We start from the raw sequence: 16,436 nt of genomic DNA, 5'->3' as shown, positions 1-16,436 counted from the left end.
ATCACCAGCGGCAACCGGTCCCGGGTTCAGGTTATCGCGCCAGCCGGTCCATGATGCGGCCCCGTATCACGGCAGCGGCAACCCCGATGCGCCAGCCAAAATGGGCGGGAATGGGACGTACTGGCGAAGCAGGCAGCAGCAGGTCCCCTGCACCGGTCCCTTCTACCCGCCGCGCGATCTCACGCCCCATCAGCGTCGCCATGGCGACCCCCCGGCCGTTATAGCCGACGCATGCCGTGATCCCTTCCATCGGTTCATGCCAGTGGGGATAATGGTCCAGCGTAATGGCGATCTGTCCGTTCCACCCGTAACGCCATGTCACATCACCCAGAAACGGCCATAGCCGCCGTGCATGCTGCTGCAGGAACGGAAAGGTTTCCGGCCCGGACAGGTCGAGCGAGGCGGAACGCCCGCCAATCAGCAGCCGCCCCGCACCATCAATGCGGTAATAGGTAACCAGTTCACCCAGTTCATACACGACTTCACGCTGCGCCAGGATGCGCGTACGTACGGATTCAGGCAGTGGGTCGGTCGCGACAATCGCGCTATAGGCCGGGACCAGCGTGCGACGCAGCCGGTTCCACAACCGGCCCGTATAGCCATTGGTGGCGAATACGACCTGCCGCGCATGCACGCTGCCCGCCGGTGTCCTGACCTGCCATTTTCCCTCGTCCCGTCGTAGGGAAAGGACCTGGCTGTTCACATGCACAGCCGCACCGGCGTCCATCGCCGCCCGGGCCAGACCCCGTGTATAGGCCAGGGGGTTAATCTGCCCTCCACGTGCATCGATAAACCCGCCACAGTAACGGTCTGTCCCGGTGTGCCGGGCAATATCACCCTGATCGAGCCATGTGACCGGGCCACCACGTTCACGACATTCGTTGAACAGGGTCCGTTCATGGTCCAGCTGGCCCGATGCCGTCGCGGCCCGGATCGTGCCGCCACGCGCCGCGTCACACTCAATGCCATGTCGTTCGATCAGGTCAAAAACCAGATCGGGCGCATTCCATGCCGCTTCAACCAGGGCATGACCGCGCGCGCCCATGTCACGTTCGACCTCGGCAGGGGTATATTTGAGGCCGGGATTGACCTGCCCCCCGTTACGCCCGGATGCCCCCCAGCCAATGGCGTTCGCTTCCAGCACCATGGCCTTGTGCCCTGCCTGCGCAAGATGCAGGGCAGCCGACAGGCCGGTAATGCCGCCGCCGATGATCACGGTATCGGTCACCTGCGCCGATGTCAGGACAGGCGCATCCGGGCCGGGCGGGGTGATGGCCGCGTACAGGCTGGGAGGAAGGGATTTGACGGAAGATGAAACCATGGAAAACGGGTACTCCAGCATAATCCGGCCAGGCCGGCATCAGAACATCATGACAACCGGGCAGGATCACCACGCAGGGTTGTGCCGGATGCATCATTCCGTTCAGCCTGACATTGGGCCATCCGGCGCCGCGTCCGATATCCCACGGACAGGTATTCCACGACGATGATCAGGCCCAGGCTGATCGTGCTCAGCACGATTTCCTGACGTGTATGATCCGTTGCAAAAAACATTGTGACAAGCGCGCCAAACAGGCAGGCCAGCATACCATAGGACAGAAACGGAAACCCCCACATGGGCAGGGACACCGTTTCACCATTACGCAGGCAGGCGCGCCGCAGGCGGATATGGGCCAGCACGATCAGCACATAGTCGAACAGGATGAAGGTACCGCTTGCACTGACCAGGAAGCTGAATACCCGCCCCGGCGCCAGCATGCCGATGACAGCGATAATGACCGCAACCGCACTGCCGCACAGAATGGCGCGCGCGGGCGTACCCTGCCCGTCCCGCTGCAGGAACATGCGCGGCGCGTCATGGTTTTCCGCCAGGTCGCACAGGACCCGCGAGGTAATATAGATCCCGGAATTCAGGGCGGACAGCGTGGCGATCAGCATGACGGCGGTCATCAGAGCACGCGCAAACGGAATGCCGATATAATCCAGCGTGGCCAGGAAGGGCGAAGAACCCGGCACGACGCGCGACAGCGGAAGTAGCAGCAGGATCAACCCGATAGATGCCAGATAGAAAATCATGATCCGTAGCGCCACGGTCCGTGTCGAACGGGCGACGTTACCAGCCGGGTCTGTCGTATCACATGCGGCAATACTGGTTATTTCTGCCCCGGCCATGGACATCATGATACCCGGTATCACCGCAAAAAGCGCGAATGTGCCATGCGGCACGAGACCCGCGACGGAAAACAGGCCGGACGCCACTTTCACATGCGACCAGAGCCCGAGCAGACCGGACAGGGCAAGCAGGATGAATACAATGATGGTGATGATCTTGAGGGCGGAGAACCAGTATTCGAACTCCCCATACCCACGCACGGAAAACAGGTTGACCACCGTCATGATGGCGACCGTCAGCAGTTCGATCACCAGATAGGGCAAGGGCACATAGGGTGCAAGAAAGGCCGCGGCGGCAATGGCCTCGAACCCCAGGACGGTAGCCCACATGATCCAGTACAGCCATCCGGCGACAAACGCCACGCGGGGGCCGAGGCCACGCCGTATCTGGCCGACAAATGATCCCGTCCCGGGGGAAGCAACCGTCATTTCCCCCAGCATGCGGGTAATGCACATGACCATGATGCCAGACAGGAAATAGGAAAACAGCGCACCCGCACCCGCCGTTGCGATTGCGGTCGATGACCCGACAAACAGGCTGGCCCCGATCACGCCGCCAATGGAAATCATCGATACGTGCCGGTCCTTGAGCCGCGCCGCCTGTGACGGGGCTTCAGCAGCACTGTTGTGTGGGGGAATCCGGCTCATATGCTTCTCCTGCCCTGACACTGCACATTCCGTATGTCGCAGGAATCATGAGTTACAATACACGTCACCCCCACCAACCCGCTCCCATGCGCAGGGAAAATATGGGGGCTGTATCCGGTTGGTTTATCCTTTCACAACCAGTTTCATTTATTGTCTATTTCACGCTTATCAAGCGCAAGGTCATAGGCATGAATGACCGTTGCCGCCTGCGGACAGGCATGAATGACATCACGCACCACATCAAGCCGGTAGGATTGCAGGCTGTAGTTACGGAACGGCGCCTGTCGCAACCGCGCCACCTCGGCTGCGGTATAGGGACGCGCGCCCGCAGGCACGCTATCGCCCCCCAGGCCGAACGCAACGTAGTTCATGAGATCGGCAAGGTCGGCCGAAGACAGCGGGGAAAACGCAACATTGGGCAGATGGATCATGTATTCGCGCCCCTTGGGCGAACACAGGAAATATCCGGCCTGTCCCTTCAGATCAGGTACGACATCAGATGCCGATACCCCCGTTATGCCATGGCAGCCGCCACAACCAACCAGGTAATGCGCCCTGACCTGTGACAGCACAGGTCCATTCTCCCCTGCCGGATGCGCATTCCCGCCATCGGCATGGGCGGTCAGGGGTAACGCAGCACTGAATGCCAGGATGGTAGCGACAGACATTGCAATCGGCAAAAACCATGGACCGGGCCGTTCCCTACGCATCTGCATAACCGTTTTCTGTACTTATTCAGCCTGCCCGACTATGGCAGCGGTAGAACAATGATAGGCGGCGGAGGTCGTACCGAAACACCAGATGATGTCATTGCTGGTCTGTGGTCGGTAAATCGGCATTTCGCGGTCTGCCGTATTGCATTCGCAATCCGATGACGTGGTACAGGTGGTACGCCCGCAGCAATCACGATAGGCGATGACATACGAACGCCCGTCATCCGGATTACGACAGGTGCCGATCCAAGATACCGGCGAAGGCTGCGTGCCAGGCGGACAGGTATGGATACCACCGCCACAGCACCCGCACAGCACGCCGTCAATCGCGCAATGCCGCCAGTAATTGCATTTTGTAGGATCGGATGACTGGGCGCGCCGTTCAAAATCGGACAATGTCGTCACATCCGCCAGCCTGGGTGCGGCACTTCCCGCCGCGGCCCTGGCGCGCTGTACCGGCAGAAGCGGGAAAACACCACCGGCAACCATGGCCGTCCCCACCCGTCCCAGCACACCACGGCGCGAGGATGATGAAGCCAGCTTACGGGTTAACTGTTCCCCTATCTGCTCCAGAAATGATGGTTTCATCCGATAGATCCCTTAAACTTTCCAGTCGCTTTTGGAACATTCACATACAGAAGACGGGTCGCCGGTTACGGCTGCGGCACAATTGAAATGCCACTGGCTTTTGCCTCAACCGTTTTTTCAACCTGACCCGTTGTGGCAGACAAAATGGCCATCTTCTTGGATGCCAGCATGGCATATATCTGTGGATTGGCTGTATCGGGGCTGACTGTAATGCCCTTGGCGGGCGAAGGCAGGTCAATACGCTGCAACAGATGCTGGGTCGTGACATCATAGACCCAGACCTCGGTCCCTTCCTGCTTGTGGGTCCAGTATCCCCCCACATGCATCAGGACATACAGCCTGTTGTCTACTTCATGCCATGCAAACGGCTGGTCCCCACCCGGACGCCATGCCTGTTCCTGCTGTCCCGTACCGGCTGCGGACTGACCTGCTGCAGCCTGTAGCGACCAGGTTTTGCCCATGACGGGCGTTGCCCCCAATGTGACGGGATAAACCTGCCCGGTATAGCTTATGAACAGGGCCTTGCCCGTCTTGCGATCAACCTGGCTCTGTTCAAATACGGGATCACGGTTGGCATCGAAAAACGGCTTGCTGTGGGTGACGTTTACGTTATTGCCCGCCAGCGCCACGTTGGTCAGGGATCCGTCACCGCAGATGGTGGAAAAACCATCATGCGCCCAGGGGAAGATCAATGCACAACCGGGTATGTCAACCGTCCGGGCTGCCTTGTGTTCATGCAGGTCAACCACGGTGACGCCAGTCGCGGGACTCATGTCGAATACGAATGCCCAGTGCCCATCCTGACTGAGTTCCAGGTTCTGCTGCTTGAATACCGCCAGACCACGGGGCGGCAGTTCAATTTCATGTGTCAGGTCAAGGGTATGTGCATCATAGTCCCGCAGGAAATCTTCCCGCGTGCCATGATCTCCCCGGCTCCACATGGTTACGGCGACGTAAATATCCTTACGGTCGGGGGCAATGGCGATATTATCGACCATCTCGGCAGGGAGCGTGCCCAGTATCCGTCCCTTGTCCCCGTCATACAGGGTAAAGGACTGTTCCCCCGTGGCCACCAGAACCGAATGGTCGCCCATTGGGGGAAGGCTGGCCACGTCGCTCTGTTCCGGCTGAAGAACGGGAGGGATGGCTTTCGCCATATCCCCCACCGATACCCCCATTCCGATAACGCTGGCCAGCAGCAGGTACCTGGGTCTGGAAAAACACGTCATTGCCCTGGCTATCCTTTCACGACAGCGAACAGGCAGCCGGGAAAGACCGACGCATTCCGCACCCTTCCATTACCCGGCCCCGCTGTATTTTGTTAGGTCAAATATCAGTATTCAGCCTTGATCGTGCCAAAGTATTCACGCACGGCACCACGTTCAATGGACTGCATATCCCCACTGGCCGGGAAACCATTTTCGCCCATCATGGAGATGTACTTGGCGTTGAACAGGTTGTAGACCGTGAAGCTGGCAGTGACGTTATGCAGGAAGCCAACCTTGCCGAAATGATAGCTCGCCCCCAGGTTTGCCAGCCAGTATGCGGGCACGTGGGTATCGTTCAGCAGCGAATACTGTCGTTTGGAGTAGTAGTTCACATCCAGGTAGGCAGAAGCCTTATGCCAAGTATAGGACAGATTCGCCTTATACATGACCGACGGGTAGCCATCCATTTTCTTGCCGCGCAGGTTGTAGCACCCTGTTGTGGCAGACGTCAGGCAGATCGGCACATTGGCCGCATAGGCAAAGTGGTTGTAACTGACCGAGTTGGTGATCGCCAGTCCCTTGACAGGGGTAACCGTCAGCACCGCATCCATGCCCCACTGGCTGGCATGCTTGGAATTGATGAAGGAAGCCGACTGGTCACCGCCACCGATGCCGCTTGCCGCGGAAATCAGGCGATTATAGTTGTCGGAATGGTAACCATCGATCCCGGCCGTCAGCAGGCGTGACGAATAACGATAACCCAGCACATAAGTAAAATCGCGTTCCGGGGTCAGCGTCTTCTTCAACTGGTTGAACTGCGACTGCGTCTGGACCATCCACGGCCCCGGCTCATTCGCGCTGGCATAAGGGGATGCACTGTAGGGGCGCATGTTTTCTGCAAAATCGAAATACAGTTCATGACCCGGCAGGAAACGCCAGTCCAGGTTTACCGCAGGCAGGAATGCCGCGGCGGATGTCATCGAACCCGTGGGGCCCGGATTGGTCAGGCCGGAATAATTCCCGGTCGGGTCATACGCATAATCCCCCCCTGCCGTGGTCTGCAGCATGGACTTGAAACCATAGGTCGCCGTGAAATTGGGCAGGATGCGCCACGTATCCATGACATGATACTGGAACGTATTGGTGCTCCACTTGTATGCCCAACCGGTCGCGAACGCCTGACCATAGGTGGTATAGGGACCAGTCGTGGTCAGCGGCGCACCATGTCCCAGCGCAGGCTCATTGAAGTAATCAGTCAATGCGGAACTGGAGTTGTTTTCATACCATGCACCTGTATTGATGGTATGATTGCCGATCTTGTATTCGAAATAGGTATTGAAGCCCTCGCGCATTTCGCGATTCATCCACACCTGTTCGGACAGAGGCGCGCCCGTTCCGGGAGAGTATGTGCCTGGCGCGCTGTATGTTGCGTTGGAAAGGTCACGATGCGCATAAAGCGTCGTCTTCCAACGCAGGTTATTGGCCAGCTTCAGGTCGAAATTGATGCCACCGATATAATCCTGCGTGGACTGCCCGGCATCATAAAGCTGGGTATAGTTGCCGCTTGTCAGCGAATTCCAGCCAGAAGGATAGTTCCCCTCCGCATAGCTGTAGGCCTGCGCATAGTTGGGATACAACAACTCCTGCCGCCAGCCATACTTCTGCAGCGATCCCAACGATTTATCCAGATAGCCGTAAACTTCGGCATTGTTCCAGTTAAAGAATGCGGTCATCTTGCTTTCCTCGCCAACCGGCTGGACAAGCTTCGCATTCACCTGCTGCATGAAATCAGGACTGTCTGCGTCATATTTCTTTTCGAAATCACGCGAATACGCCACGTAGAAACGGGTTCCGGTCTTGTTCAGCTTGCCGCTGTCCACCCGGACATAGGTGCGCTTCATCGCATAGCTGCCGAAGCCCTGCGAGACGGTGGCACCAGCCTTTTCCTTGGGATCCGCAGTAAAGAACTGCATCGTCCCACCAAGATTGGTATTGGATGGCAGGTCAACCGCCCCGGCCCCCTGCGAAACGCTGACTCGGCCGATATCGTCGGATATCCACGCATTCGCAATATTCAGGCCGTTAGTCGTGGTATAGGTCTGATCATTCAGCGGCACGCCATCAAGCGTCACGCCCAACTGGTTCATGAAGAAACCGCGCATGTAAACGCTGGCGCCCCATGTATCGATACCCAGCGGGTCAGTGGAACTGTAGCTGACGCCAGGCAACTGCCCAACGGCCTTCAGCACGTTCTGGCCCGGCACCTGCTGTGCCAGTTCCTTCTTGCCAATCACGTTTTCACTGTTATGCGAAATGGCGCGGCGGGTATGGCTGACCGTCAGGACTTCCGGCTTGCCAGCGGTCACGCGCGCATTGCTGTTGGTGGTAACGTGGACCTGCTTCGCCCCCCCCATGCTTCCCCGGATCGGATGATGCGCCGGCGTGACCGCGGAAGAACCCGTATCGGAAGAAGACTGTACGGACTGCGCCCGGGCATGATGGTCACCGCCGAAAATCAGCGCTGATGATGTCAGGAGTAAAGATATGTACCTTGGTCTCAACATCCACATCCGCTCAACTCTCCCACGCATCCCGAATTTAGGTTTCGATCAATGCCCATTTTCTATTCGGAACAATCAACGCTGCATAGGAACAATCTTTCTTTCCCATTACAATTTCGGAAGTGTAGCGATATATGTGGCCGTAACGACACACCTGATAGTGGCCACATGGCCATTGCCACCATGTGGAGCATATCAGTTCGGTCAAAAAACGGGACTGAAATTAAAATCCATTAAAAAACAATATTGTATTGTATATATTCAATTGCATCATACTGATCGAATGTGACTGGAACGTGTTATATCATGCATGCCGGATCTCCATCCGCGCAAGATGTGTCGCCGGGCGCAATCTGTGTTAAACATGCAACACACCCCCGTTAAAAAAATCAGTGCCCCTCTGCAAGCAATTGACTTGCCCAATACTAGCCCGCTTACGCCAAGGCTTCTGTTATATTGTAGCGCGTGCATTACAATATATTTCTTAACTGTATTAATTAATTAAAATGTAATTACATTTACTTTTTATTTTGTATATAGAATATAAATACAATAAATTTATATAATATAACTATTAATTCTTGTTGCCAAACGGAGAAAAAAAAGAAGACAGCCGGACTTCATGAAGCCCGGCTGTATCATATCAGGCCGGTGCGCCCGGCAATGGCAGTTCGCCAGTTAGAAACTGCGCGCGGCCAAGGCCAAAGCTCCAGTGTTCATCCTGATTTTCAATAATGGAGACCATCAGGTCGGATGGCGCCAGGCCACAGCGGGCCTGCAGTGTTTCAGCCAGCAATTCATAGAACGCGGCAATCTGCTCCTTGCCACGCGGGCGGGAAACAACCTGCAGCAGCACGACCTTGGGCGTACGGGGAATATCCAGCCCCGTATCCTCGATCACCATATGGGTCGGTTCATGCTCGGATACCAACTGGTAGCGATCACGCGCCGGTACCTTGAAGGCTTCCAGCATGGCATCGTGCGCCGCGTCCAGCAGGCTGCGCAGTTCGGCCGGGTTTCGCTGACCCTTCACAACGTGGAAATGCAGCAAAGGCATGATATTTTCCTTTTTCTATCTGAAACCAGTTACTCAACCCATCTGGGTAATGAGCTTGCGCAGTGTCGAAACCATGTCACGCAGTTCCTGCGCGGTAGAAATGAACGGGGGGCCGAACGACACCGTATCACCCGTGCAGCGCAGCAGCAGTCCGTTGCGCAGGCCGGCTTCAAACAGCGCCAGTCCACGCGCACCGGGCTTGCCGTCCACCGGCTTGAAGTCAATGCCCGCCGTCAGCCCGATATTACGGATATCGGCAATGACATCCAGGTCCTTCAGGCTGTGTATGGCGTCCTCCAGCACGGGTTCAAGTTCACGCACCCGGGCAACCAGACCTTCCTCGCGCATGACATCCAGCACTACATGCCCGACGGCCGCCGCCATGGGGTGACCGGAATAGGTGTAGCCATGACAGAACTCGATGGCATTTTCCGGGCCGGTCATGAAGGTATTGTAGATTTCGTCGGTAACGATCACGCCACCCATCGGCACGATACCGTTGGTCACCGCCTTGGCAAAGGTGATGATATCCGGCGTCACGCCAAAACGCTGAGCACCGAAATTTTCGCCCATGCGGCCAAATCCGGTAATGACTTCATCAAAAATCAGCAGGATGCCATTGGCCGTGCAGATTTCACGCAGGCGCTGCAGGTAGCCGACGGGCGGCACGATCACGCCCGTTGATCCCTGTACCGGTTCGACAATGACCGCCGCGATGGTGGATGCATCATGCAAGGTCACCAGCCGGACCAGATCTTCCGCCCGATGCGTGCCCCATGTCGGCTGCCCGCGGGTAAAGGCCATGTGCTGCGGTTCATAGGTATGGCGCAGATGGTCGACACCCGGCATCATGCCTGCGGCAAACATCTTGCGGTTGGACACGATGCCACCCACGGACATGCCGCCAAAGCCCACGCCATGATACCCGCGTTCGCGCCCGATCATGCGGAAACGGTTACCCGCGCCCTTGATCCGGTGATAGCCCAGCGCAACCTTAAGTGCCGTATCCACCGCTTCCGATCCGGAATTGGCGAAAAAGACGTGATTCATCTCCTGCGGGGCAAGATCGGCAATCCGTTCGGCCAGCGAAATGGCGCCGGGATGGGTCAGTTGGAAACATGGCGCGAAATCCAGTGTCTCGGCCTGCTTGCGCACGGCTTCGACAATGCGCGGATGGGCGTGGCCCAGCGGGGTGCACCACAGACCCGAAAGGGTATCAAAAACCTTGTTACCTTCGCTGGTGGTGTAATATGCCCCCTTGGCGCTGACCAGCGTACGCGCTTCCATATTGGCGCGCAGCAGGCGGTTGGCGGTAAAAGGTTGCCAGTAAACCCCATCACGCTCGTTACGGAGGAGGTCCGCTTTTTCTGAATCCTGAGCCATATTACAATCCTGTTACCGAAATACGCCCCCAATCCCTGGTGCGGAGACGATTCATTCCATAAACGTAATACCCAACCGACATCCTGTATATGTACAATCAGCCGACACATCATGAAACTGTACTGATTGGGAACACATCCACCATGACTTCCTCATCTCCCTTTCCCAATCCGGACCGGCGCAACCCCAAGCCCCTGGTCGGCCAGATCGGGCAGGATATTGAAGACCGTATCCGCAGCGGCGTGCTACGTCGGGGGGAACGCCTGCCCTCCATCCGGCGCATGGCACGACAATGCGGGGTCAGCACCATTACGGTCGCCAATACCTATCTGCGCCTGGCGACTGCGGGGCTACTGGAAAGTCGGGGCACCCGGGGGTATTTCGTCACGGGGCCGGCACCCGAGACACCGATGCTACAGCGGTCGATTGATTCGATGTGGCTGCTCCAGCATGCGTATGAGGACGAGGCCCCGGTCATCAAGGCCGGATGCGGCTGGCTTCCGTCTGACATGCTGTTTACATCGGCGGCCCAGCGTGCGCTGACGGGGCTATCCGCACAGAAACTGGCGAGCATGCTGGAATATGGCAATCCCTACGGCCATGCCGGGTTGCGGCACAACATCCGGCAGATGCTGGCGCGTCGGGACATCGGGTGTGAGGAAAGCAGCATCATCCTGACACATGGGGCAAGCCAGGCGCTGGAACTGGCGGTCCGCTGTCTTTCGACACGGGGCGATATGATCCTGGTGGAAGACCCGGGTTACTGCAACCTCTATCCGGCGCTACAGGCACTGGGACTGCAGATCGCCAGCATTCCGCGCCTGCGTGATGGCCCCTGCCCCGAACAGCTTGAACGGATCATACGCCAGTACCAGCCGCGCCTGTTCATCACCACATCCATCCTGCACAACCCCACCGGCACCTGCAGCACGGCGCAGAACATGCACGATGTCCTGCGTATCGCCCGGCAGAATAACGTGACAGTGATCGAAGATGATATCTTCCTTGACCTTGCCCCCAACGGGCAGCAGACGCTTTCACAACTGGGCGGCCTGAAGACGGTCATCCATATCGGCAGTTTTTCCAAAACCATCGGGCCGGGACTGCGCGTGGGCTATGTCGCATGTGACCCGGATACCGCACAGCGTATCCTGCGTCAGAAAATGGCCAGCAACCTGACCACGGCCCCCCTGAACGAGGAAATTGTCCACAACATCGTCAGCAGCGGACTTTACCATCCGCATCTGGCACATCTGCGTGAAAGCCTGATGCGGGCGCAGGCACGCGTCTGCGCCCGACTGGAACAGGTCGGCATGCAGCTTTATTTCCATCCTGCAGGCGGGATGTTTGCATGGGCACGCTTCCGGGAGGATATGGATGTGCGCGCCCTGGCGGAACGGGCATGTTCATATGACATCATGCTTGCCCCCGGCCATCTGTTCCGCCCCGATGAACAGCCATCGCAATGGTTCCGGTTCAATGTGGCGCATGCGGATAATCCGCGTCTTTTTGCCTTTCTTGAAAATATAAAAAATTAATGGCGTAAATTAATTAATAATCAGGATGATCGATAATGTGCCGTTTTGCATGCGGGGTTTCCTGGCCAGCCCGTTCTGGCAGGCTGCCGTAATCTTTACCGATTGTAAAATATCATTCTGTAGGATGTGCGCACTTTGGTAAAATCTATCAGGCCCTGGAAATGTATCCCTTCAAATCCGCAGTATGCATGATTGTAAAAAATGAAGAATACCGCATAAAAGAATGGATATGCTACCACAAGGCCCTTGGCTTTGATTCCATTATTATATTCGATAACAATTCAACAGACAGAACGCGAAATGAAATTGAAAAAATTTCACGTTTCATGGATGTCAGATATCACGCATGGGAAAATAAAGAATATTTCTATCAGATAGATGCCTACAATTCATGCATTTCGACATATCGTGATGAATTCAGGTGGATTGCATTCATCGATTCTGATGAATTCATTGTTCCCAAGCATGATGAAAACATCAATCACTTCCTGCAGAAATATACCGATTATGATGCACTCGTCCTGAACTGGGCCATGTTTGGATCGTCGGGGCACATCACGCCACCAAAAAATCTGGTCATCGAGTCCTTTACCAGAAGGTCAGATGAACATTTTTTCAATGCACGCCATGTAAAGACAATACTGAACCCCGCCAGGACAAAGCATTGCATCAATCCCCATGTTTTTGAGATTGACGGCCAGACCGTCAATGTCCACCGCAAGGAACCGGAATGGGAAAAGGCGGGCATCGTCAGTTATGTTCCGATCTATGATGAGTGCCAGATCAATCATTATTATACCAAAAGCCGCGAAGAATGGATCAGGAAACTCCAGCGCGGGTATCCAGACATGGATACGTCAGCGTTCGACGATGAAAAGGTTCTGGAAGGTTTCCGCTATGCTGATCTGAATGATGTAGAAGATCTGTCAGCCTTGCGTTTCCTGAAGAAAACAAAAAATATAATTTTTTCGATCGATACACTATCTGGCCTGTTGCCAGAAATCCCATGACCCTGTCCACTCGGCCCGACATGATGTTTCCCGCAGATGATATGCCTTCTGGTACCTGTCTGTTGATGGATTTCCATGGGCATATATTATCTGTGTCCATGGACGGGCATGTGCAGGCCACATCTATCCTTTCCCACTCCCTCCCGCTTTTATTTGATCCCTGCCATTCATGCCTGACATTTCAGGCTGAAAAAGTGTGTCTTTATACAAAAGAAGATCGTATTTTTATTGCACCGCAGGATATGTCCTGCCTTCAGATTCAGCAGGAAGGCCGTTTCATCTTTCTGTCCAATGGCCCAACCTACATATCATCCAATCCCGACGGGAGGGTGGACCTGAAAAACAATCGGGAAAACTGGGAAAAATTCTTCCTGCTTCCATATGATGGATTTGCTTTCCTGAGATGCATGATGGAAAACGGTTTCCATTCCGGATCGCTGGGACAGTTTTTTAATGCAGGAAAATGTATAGTAAAAAAATTCCATGTCCGATATGCTGATATAAGCTTCAGCCTTGAACAGAATTCACATATATCATTTCATGATAGCACTATATCCTATGGGAATATCAGTATCGATCAGATAACCGTTCTGAATCCTGCGATATATTTTTGCGTATTCGGGAAACGTGAATTTCTTGATATGTTTATACTATGTGCACGCTCGATCATGAAACGATCCAATGTGAATTTTACATTCATCATCATAACCGACCTAGATATTGACGATGTGATGGAAGCCACCGCATTCATCATCAAGAAAAAAATAATCCCGGCGCATTTCCTGTCAAAAATGGAATATCTGTACGCACGCTTTACGATCACGCGCTTTGACAAGCTTTCTTCCTATCAACCGGTTATCTATTCCGACATCGACGTTATATGTAATGCCTCCCTTAAATCACTTGTTGAAACAGCCCTGTTGAATGAGAATATCCTGGTTAATACGGAACAGGGAAAGGAAGGACAGGATATCTGGTTTGGTGGAGAATTCATTTCCACTGATCCATATCTTGAAGACAGGCAGGCATTGTCTGTCAATTCCGGTCTTTTTTGTTTCAACAATATCCGATCCGTAATTCCCCTGTTTCAGACAACCCTCAGGATCTGCCATGCAGCCTACACGAAGTGGGGACACGACCTGAAAGCTTATGACCAGCCATGTTTCAATTATGCGTTGAAAAAAATGGGACGTTTTGACCTGACGGCTCTTTCGGCGTATGTCGTCAATTTCTCTGATGGCAATTTTGATGCCATGGAAGCTCGTGGCCTGGCCCATTTTTGTGGGGGGGGTCGGTGTCTTTTCATCCAAATATAAGCTGATGTCCGAATACGCGAAATATCTGGAAATGTCATAAGAAAATAGCGGAAATATACTCTTTCTTTTATTCAATATACTTACCGAGCAGGATGGGGTACCAGTGTCCATTTTCAAAAATGACAGGCATATGATCGTCGCTGTCATTGATCTCCATCCCCTCCTGGGGATCCGGGATATTCAGTATCTGCTGGCGCGTCATGGATGCAAGACGTAATCCCTTCCTTGACATCAGGATACCGCCAGACCATGTATTCCCGTTATCATCCACGCTGAATTCTGTTGTTCCTTTTACCTGATAGGCCAACTGGTTATGTCCCATGTAATTTGAAAACTGCAGCGTATGGTGATTTTTGCTATCATTTGTGCCTTCGGCGGAAAAATCAATAATCTGGTTGGCAGCCAGGCGAATGACCGCACTATTGCGCTCGGTCAGGGATATTTGTGTTGTGTCGATAAACGCATTCCTGACAACAATATTACCTGAAAGGAAAGTATTAAATGATACATTCTGATCATTATTGTCCCGATTGGCCCATATCCCGACCCCGATGCCTACCCTGTAATCCGCGCCACGCATCCACACAACCGTTCCGTCAGTAACCAGGCCATGGATATGATCAGGAAATTCCAGTTTCCTAAAACCGGTTTTTCCTGATCTGGTGCAGATATATATGGCTGCTATTCCACTACGATCGACATTGATGACCCTGTTTCCAACATCATAGTCCTTACCGGCAACATACTGATCAAAACCATGCGGCCCCGCAGACAGATAGAGCAGTTTCCTATCTGACTGCTTGGGATCATAAAGGCTTTCCGGGGTATCCGCACCATTTGCATTGATATCCAGTTCATTGGTCTGTGCCCATGATCGCGGCGGCAGGCCGGTATAGTCATTCAGTTCGGAAACCAGGGCCCATGTACTGCTTTGCCCGTACTTGTTGGCTTTTATTTTCAGTCCCTGATCCTGTGTCGACCATGTGTTGTTGCCATAGGAATCCATGACATCGTTTATGCCGACAACAGATCCATTGACGTTTCTATTGGCAGGGTCATGTGCCCCATTGATAGTATAGACTTCCAGGTTGGGTTTATCGGGGAATACATTGCCCCAGGCCCAGCGGTTGTCCGCGCTGTAATTTGAATATCCTATACTGACGGTCGGATGTTCACTGCCGCCACTAGAGCATAATCCGATCAGTCTGGTTCATATCCAGCGGCGGTGAAGCACGCTGCGGCCTGGCGATGAGAGATATCGTCAATTGCTCCACAGACGGTATTTTGAAGAGCGTCGAGGGTTCGCGGTGCCACCCGTCTGATCCACGCCTTCATTTTGGCGAAGATGTTTTCGATCGGGTTGAAATCAGGACTGTAGGGCGGCAGGAACAACAACCTGGCGCCGACTGCCTCCACAGCCTCGCGGGCAGCGGCTCCTTTATGGGCGGGCAGATTGTCCAGAATGACGACGTCTCCCGGCGACAGGGTTGGAACGAGCACCTTGCGGGTATAGGCGGCAAACCATTCGCCGGTCATTGGGCCGTCCAGCATCATCGGTGCTGTCATGCCGGAGAGGCGCAGCCCGCCGATGAACGTCGTGGTTTTCCAGTGCCCGTGGGGCACGGACATCCGACAGCGCGTGCCCCGTTGTGACCGCCCCCGCAGGCGGGCCATCTTCGTTGAGACGGCTGTTTCGTCGATGAAGATCAGACGGGCCGGATCAAGGTCAGGCTGACTGTCAAACCAGGCCTCGCGCCGCTGTGCGACGTCGGGCCGTGTCTGCTCGCTGGCGTGCGCCGTTTTTTTTGATGGTCATGTCGTGACGGTCGAGACAGCGCCAGATCGTACTCGGCGCAAAGCGGACACCGTGTTCCGCTGCAAGTGTCTCCGCCAGTTCGACAAGGGAAATATCGGCCTTTGTTTCAATCGCGGCTAGCAGGAAGGCTGACCACGCTTCAATCCGGTGAGAACGGCGATCACCGCCCTGTTTAAGCGCATGGTCACGACCGCTGGCCTGCCACTCGGCAACCCAGCGGATAACGCTCGACGAAGACACACCAAAACGAACCGCCGCCGCACGACGGGTCATGCCAGAGGCAACAGCCGCAATCGTGCGGCGGCGAAGGTCAGCAGACAGGGCTCGGGTCATACGGGCCGGCCTCCATACCGGCACATAGTATGAATCAGATTTCGACCAGTATGGGAATCTTAAAATGAACCTATTAGATCAGATTATGCTCTA

13 protein-coding genes are annotated in these 16,436 nt (G+C 54.7%); 3 read left to right on the top strand and 10 right to left on the bottom strand.

Features of this window, described 5'->3' with window-relative positions:
• Positions 1-31: 31 nt before the first annotated feature.
• The 8 genes from GEU01_RS10540 to GEU01_RS10505 form a co-directional block, all read right to left on the bottom strand.
• Entirely contained in the window at positions 32-1,321 is a 1,290-nt protein-coding gene (locus GEU01_RS10540; protein WP_232272494.1) for an NAD(P)/FAD-dependent oxidoreductase, read from the bottom strand.
• 47 nt (positions 1,322-1,368) lie between these two features.
• Complete coding sequence (locus GEU01_RS10535; protein ID WP_019086056.1) at positions 1,369-2,820, bottom strand: amino acid permease; 1,452 nt, start codon at positions 2,818-2,820, stop codon at positions 1,369-1,371.
• A gap of 143 nt (positions 2,821-2,963) precedes the next feature.
• Positions 2,964-3,488 carry a cytochrome c family protein gene (locus tag GEU01_RS10530; RefSeq protein ID WP_232272493.1) on the bottom strand — a complete coding sequence of 175 codons (525 nt, stop codon included), beginning with the start codon at positions 3,486-3,488 and terminating at the stop codon, positions 2,964-2,966.
• Between the two features lie 63 nt (positions 3,489-3,551).
• Positions 3,552-4,121, bottom strand: coding sequence for a methylamine dehydrogenase (amicyanin) small subunit (mauA, locus tag GEU01_RS10525; protein ID WP_019086054.1), 570 nt, complete (start codon positions 4,119-4,121; stop codon positions 3,552-3,554).
• Between the two features lie 65 nt (positions 4,122-4,186).
• The gene (locus GEU01_RS10520) at positions 4,187-5,350 is read right to left on the bottom strand and encodes an amine dehydrogenase large subunit (RefSeq protein ID WP_019086053.1); all 1,164 of its coding nucleotides are present in this window, start codon (positions 5,348-5,350) and stop codon (positions 4,187-4,189) included.
• A gap of 104 nt (positions 5,351-5,454) precedes the next feature.
• Complete coding sequence (locus GEU01_RS10515; protein ID WP_019086052.1) at positions 5,455-7,743, bottom strand: TonB-dependent receptor; 2,289 nt, start codon at positions 7,741-7,743, stop codon at positions 5,455-5,457.
• 790 nt (positions 7,744-8,533) lie between these two features.
• Positions 8,534-8,947, bottom strand: a complete 414-nt coding sequence (locus GEU01_RS10510; protein WP_019086051.1) for a tautomerase family protein — start codon at positions 8,945-8,947, stop codon at positions 8,534-8,536.
• Positions 8,948-8,980: 33 nt separating this feature from the next.
• On the bottom strand, positions 8,981-10,330 hold the full coding sequence (locus tag GEU01_RS10505) for an aspartate aminotransferase family protein (protein WP_019086050.1): 1,350 nt from the start codon (positions 10,328-10,330) through the stop codon (positions 8,981-8,983).
• A 143-nt stretch (positions 10,331-10,473) separates the two neighbouring features.
• Between GEU01_RS10505 and GEU01_RS10500 the strand changes: the two genes are divergently transcribed.
• From GEU01_RS10500 to GEU01_RS26805, 3 genes are all read left to right on the top strand, one after another.
• Positions 10,474-11,868 (top strand): aminotransferase-like domain-containing protein, encoded by a 1,395-nt coding sequence (locus tag GEU01_RS10500; RefSeq protein WP_019086049.1) that lies wholly within the window; start codon positions 10,474-10,476, stop codon positions 11,866-11,868.
• A 188-nt stretch (positions 11,869-12,056) separates the two neighbouring features.
• Positions 12,057-12,878, top strand: coding sequence for a glycosyltransferase family 2 protein (locus GEU01_RS10495; protein WP_232272492.1), 822 nt, complete (start codon positions 12,057-12,059; stop codon positions 12,876-12,878).
• Complete coding sequence (locus GEU01_RS26805) at positions 12,875-14,194, top strand: glycosyltransferase (RefSeq protein ID WP_232272491.1); 1,320 nt, start codon at positions 12,875-12,877, stop codon at positions 14,192-14,194. Before GEU01_RS10495 ends, GEU01_RS26805 begins: the two co-directional genes overlap by 4 nt.
• Before the next feature lie 67 nt (positions 14,195-14,261).
• On the opposite strand, the gene GEU01_RS22615 is transcribed toward GEU01_RS26805, so the two are convergent.
• A complete protein-coding gene (locus GEU01_RS22615) occupies positions 14,262-15,200 on the bottom strand; it encodes a hypothetical protein (protein ID WP_019086046.1) in 939 nt (312 codons plus the stop codon).
• A gap of 194 nt (positions 15,201-15,394) precedes the next feature.
• Positions 15,395-16,343, bottom strand: a protein-coding gene (locus GEU01_RS24285) for an IS630 family transposase (protein WP_240906627.1) whose coding sequence is annotated in 2 segments (ribosomal slippage) — positions 15,395-16,004 and positions 16,003-16,343 — 951 coding nt in all. Because the reading frame shifts where the segments join, the coding sequence is not laid out codon by codon here.
• Between the last annotated feature and the right edge of the window lie 93 nt (positions 16,344-16,436).

The sequence above is a fragment of the Komagataeibacter europaeus LMG 18890 genome, assembly GCF_000285295.1.
GTDB classification, from domain to species: Bacteria; Pseudomonadota; Alphaproteobacteria; order Acetobacterales; family Acetobacteraceae; genus Komagataeibacter; species Komagataeibacter europaeus.
The sequence above is the reverse complement of the archived record's forward strand: the minus strand, read 5'-3'. Positions and strand labels throughout refer to the sequence as shown.